The following is a 3,629-nucleotide window of genomic DNA, read 5'->3' on the forward strand; positions in this document are numbered from 1 at the left end:
GGGGAAGGGGGAAGGGAAGGAATGGAAAGGAAAAAAATTGAAACTTTTGAGGATTTAAAAGTATGGCAAAAAGGTATTGACTTAGTTAAGCAAATATACTTAAGGACTAAGGAAGGTGAACTGAGTAGAGACTTTGGTTTAAGAGATCAGTTAAGACGTGCATCCGTATCAATACCTACAAATATTGCAGAAGGATTTGAACGATATTCTCGCAAAGAATACTTAAACTTTCTAAATATTGCTAAAGGGTCTGCTGGTGAAGTTCGCAGTCTTTTAAGAGTAGCGTTAGAAGTAGGCTATCTAGACCAACCAACTTATACACAACTTTCTAATCAAGCTATAGAGTTGAGCCGTATGCTATCTAATCAAATTCAATCTATAAATCAGTCATCAAAATAATAAAATCTTTCCCCTTTCCCCTTTACCCTTTACCCTTTACCCCTTACCCTTTTCCCCACAATCCACTGACTTTAGGCGTGAGATGAGCTTAAACTCTTTATTCCCCTATCGCTTCTCCCCATTCCTTAATGACAGAAAATAGTGATGAGTAATCATCATCAGCAAATGACATTTTTACGGCTGTTTGCAAGATTTGCCGCACTCCTTTAATACTGCTGAGATCCAAACTCTGAGATTTCGCTTCCGAGATAAATAATTCTGTATCTTTAAGCAAGTGTTTTGTGGGGAAATTGGGATCGGCATAATTGCCATCTAACATTTGTTGTAGCTTTTTGTCAAAGGTAGGTGCGTAGAGGGGACTGTCGCGCAAGATTTGCATAAACACACCGACATCGACACCTTGACGCTGGACAAAAGCTAGACTCAAAGCAAAGCTAGTTGTTAGAGAAGCTATTAGTTGATTTAGTGCCAATTTAAGCGCCGCCGCAGATCCTACTGGCCCGATAAGCAAAGGTTCTGTCCCAAAATTTTGGAGTAACTTCAAGTGGCGTTCGTATTGTTTTGGCTCGGCCCCTACCATAACACTCAACTTGCCAGCTTTGGCTTCTAGGATACTCCCTAATACGGGTGCTTCTAAGTACTCACCACCACCCCCAAGAACTGCATCTCTAATTTCCTGGCTTTCTGTGGGCGTAATTGTTCCCATTTGGATGATCGTGCGCCCTTCCAGAGTTTGCCAAGCAGTATCTGAAAGCAACACATTATAAATGGCTGGGGCATTAGTCAGCATGAGAATTACGCACTCAGCAGCACGAATGGCGTGGCGGGGATGTGTAGCAATCTCAGCCCCAGATGCTTGTAGTGGTGCTAATTTTTCTGGGGTACGATTGTAGGCAACTAGCTGTATATCTGCGGCTAATAACCTTTGAGCCATTGGTAGTCCCATCAGTCCAGTTCCCAGAAATGCCACCTTCATTTTTTACGTTCCTTTAATACAGCGTCACCGATAGGGTTCGCATAGCAACTCTTAGAGAGGCTGCGCCAACCCTTAGAGCTAGTCATCGAGCTTCATAACTCATTATGAACATCGCATTGTTTGATTCAAATTTAGTTGGGAAGTAGTTATTTGAAATTTAAGATACAATCCTAAATTCCAGTTTTCTTACTTCCTAACTCTGGCAATCAACCACCAGCAGCAAAAGTCAACATAATTATCACTGAAAGTAAAAGACCGGGGGTAAGTAGTGTTGCTAGCATCAACAGGTCATGAGTGGACATAATTATTACTTTGGTAGTGTGTTTAACTTTACAGTAATCACTGTTATGCTAGTCTAAATAAGACTGATACTGCATTCTTAAATAGAGTTTTAACTTTTCTTTCTTTACGCTTACTCTGGCAGGATCAATCCTTTTAATGGTTGAGAAATTTCTGTATTGTCCAGACCTTTGCTCTGAATTAAGACTCCAAAGCCGCCGAGTCCTGTAGGATCTATAAGTTGGTGTAGTGCGTCCCGATGCTGTAGTAACTGCGAAAGAGGTTGCTTTTGCTCGGAAAGGGCTGCAATACGATCGCCTAAACCCAATGCCATCAAAAATAATCCCTGCTGGATAAAACCAACATTCTTTAAGTTACACTTCTGGCCCCAGCGTTCCAAAGCTGTAAAGTCAACATGGGCAGTTATATCTTGTCGCCCAATATTGATATAGGGGTTGTCATGGAAACGGTGGTGATAATAGCACTGTAACGTTCCTTGCGATCGCCTGGGATTATAGTAACGACTGGCGGGGTAGCCATAATCAATTGTTAACACATAGCCACGCTGCAAGCGGTCTGCTACTATACTCAACCAGTCTAGAGCAGCTAAATTAATTTCACTACGGTAGCCATCTGGATATGCACTTTGGGTAAAGTTCATTTCCACTAAGTCTAAATATTTAGCTAGTTGGGGGGTTGAAGGTTCCCCTGTGACTTCTATAAATGATGGGCATGGGGCATTGGTTTCTTTCTCATTACTATCTGTGGTTACGTAAATTTCTCGGAGTTCTCCCGTTTCTAGGATGAATTGATGCACGGGGAACGCATCTACTAACTCGTTAGAGAAAAAGCAACCTGCGATCGCATTTGATGGTATTTCCTCTAGATTGCACCAACGCACGGGTAAATCTTGTAAGCGTTGCTGCTGTTCTTGTCTTAAAGTTGGAGACTTTTCAACAATAATATATTCCAGTGCAGTAAAAAAATCTGGGTAGCGCTGTTGATGATATTTGAGGATATGCAATGCTAGCAGTCCTTGACCTGCTCCCATTTCTACCAGAGAAAAGGGTATAGGTTTTCCTAAAATCTCCCACATTTGGAAAAACTGTTCTGCTAGTAACTCGCCGAAGTCAGCGCTGAGGTTGGGAGAGGTGAAAAAATCACCACCTTGAAAGCCAATTTTGACTGCATCGCTGGAATAGTAGCCGTATTCAGGGTGGTATAAGGCCAGATCCATAAATTCGGCGAAAGTAATTCGCTGCTGTAAAGAGGTGGTAATGTGATTTGCGATCGCTGCACACAAAGCTGGATTTGAATCCATAAAATTTGAGATCCATCTAAGAAAATTATGTATTGATTTTCATTAAGGCGATCGTAATATCTACAACGGGCTACACCAATTAATCGCCTTCAATCGTTAACGCAAAGGCAAGAACCGAACTTGTCCCTCCCATTCTCCTTCTAAGCTACATTCATCTAGCAACAAAATTTCCTTGATCGCTAAACCAACTGAAACACGACGACTGATCTCAAATAACCCAGGCATTGCCAAGCCTGCTTGCAATCGTTCATAGGCAAAAGTTGTCATCGTCGCTACATCATGAGTTAGCACCACACGCCTGTTTTGCGCTGCCCATTCTAATACAGTTGGATCGTCTGCTTCAGTCAATCCAACATCCTGAATACGGACAATATCAACATTACTGTTCCGACGCAGAACACCACGGATAATCTGATTGTTAAAGTTCTCGTCAGCCAAAAAACGCAGCATCGTAATTTACCCTTGTGGGTTGCGTCTTGCTAAAAGGCGATCGCGCACTCCAATGGGGTTAAAACGCTTTTCAGCTTCCTGTTGAATCTCCGTGGCAAGTCTTTGACGCTCTAGAAGGTAGGTATCAACCTCACCTTGGTGTTGTAAGTAATAAGCAATCACCAAATAGATATCCCAAAGATGAAGCGATGGGTACTGTTCTTT

General features: G+C 42.1%; 4 protein-coding genes and 1 pseudogene. 1 reads left to right on the forward strand and 4 read right to left on the reverse strand.

Annotated elements, in window-relative coordinates:
* Positions 1 to 399: four helix bundle protein (locus IQ229_RS18070; RefSeq protein WP_322744010.1), on the forward strand; the 399-nt coding region annotated here is incomplete at its 5' end.
* Positions 400 to 496: 97 nt separating this feature from the next.
* Here the strand turns inward: IQ229_RS18070 and IQ229_RS18075 are convergent.
* The 4 genes and pseudogenes from IQ229_RS18075 to IQ229_RS18090 all read right to left on the reverse strand — a co-directional run.
* On the reverse strand, positions 497 to 1,375 hold the full coding sequence (locus IQ229_RS18075) for an NAD(P)-dependent oxidoreductase (protein ID WP_194046082.1): 879 nt from the start codon (positions 1,373 to 1,375) through the stop codon (positions 497 to 499).
* Between the two features lie 412 nt (positions 1,376 to 1,787).
* Positions 1,788 to 2,975: a class I SAM-dependent methyltransferase gene (locus tag IQ229_RS18080; RefSeq protein WP_194046084.1), complete on the reverse strand. Its 1,188-nt coding sequence runs from the start codon at positions 2,973 to 2,975 to the stop codon at positions 1,788 to 1,790.
* A gap of 96 nt (positions 2,976 to 3,071) precedes the next feature.
* Positions 3,072 to 3,425: a DUF5615 family PIN-like protein gene (locus IQ229_RS18085; RefSeq protein ID WP_194046086.1), complete on the reverse strand. Its 354-nt coding sequence runs from the start codon at positions 3,423 to 3,425 to the stop codon at positions 3,072 to 3,074.
* A gap of 6 nt (positions 3,426 to 3,431) precedes the next feature.
* A pseudogene (locus IQ229_RS18090) lies at positions 3,432 to 3,629 on the reverse strand (DUF433 domain-containing protein); the annotation flags it as partial.

The sequence above is a fragment of the Nostoc cf. edaphicum LEGE 07299 genome, assembly GCF_015207245.1.
GTDB lineage: Bacteria > Cyanobacteriota > Cyanobacteriia > Cyanobacteriales > Nostocaceae > Nostoc > Nostoc edaphicum_B.